The 540-nt window shown below is 53.8% G+C and carries 1 rRNA gene; it reads right to left on the bottom strand.

Annotated features, from left to right (window positions below):
- Positions 1-540, bottom strand: a 16S ribosomal RNA gene (locus tag CIK04_RS31310); the annotation flags it as partial.

Genomic DNA, 540 nt, shown 5'->3' with positions numbered 1-540 from the left:
CCCAGGCGGTCTACTTAACGCGTTAGCTCCGAAAGCCACGGCTCAAGGCCACAACCTCCAAGTAGACATCGTTTACAGCGTGGACTACCAGGGTATCTAATCCTGTTTGCTCCCCACGCTTTCGCATCTGAGTGTCAGTATCTGTCCAGGGGGCCGCCTTCGCCACCGGTATTCCTTCAGATCTCTACGCATTTCACCGCTACACCTGAATTCTACCCCCTCTACAGCTACTCTAGTCTGCCAGTTTCAAATGCAGTTCCGAGGTTGAGCCCCGGGCTTTCACATCTGACTTAACAAACCACCTGCATGCGCTTTACGCCCAGTAATTCCGATTAACGCTCGCACCCTCCGTATTACCGCGGCTGCTGGCACGGAGTTAGCCGGTGCTTCTTCTGTCGCTAACGTCAAATGATAGYGCTATTAACACTACCACCTTCCTCACGACTGAAAGTGCTTTACAACCCGAAGGCCTTCTTCACACACGCGGCATGGCTGCATCAGGCTTGCGCCCATTGTGCAATATTCCCCACTGCTGCCTCC

The sequence above is a fragment of the Vibrio sp. 03_296 genome, from assembly GCF_002265885.1.
Note: the sequence above shows the minus strand (reverse complement) of the source record. Positions and strands in the feature narration are given on the sequence as shown.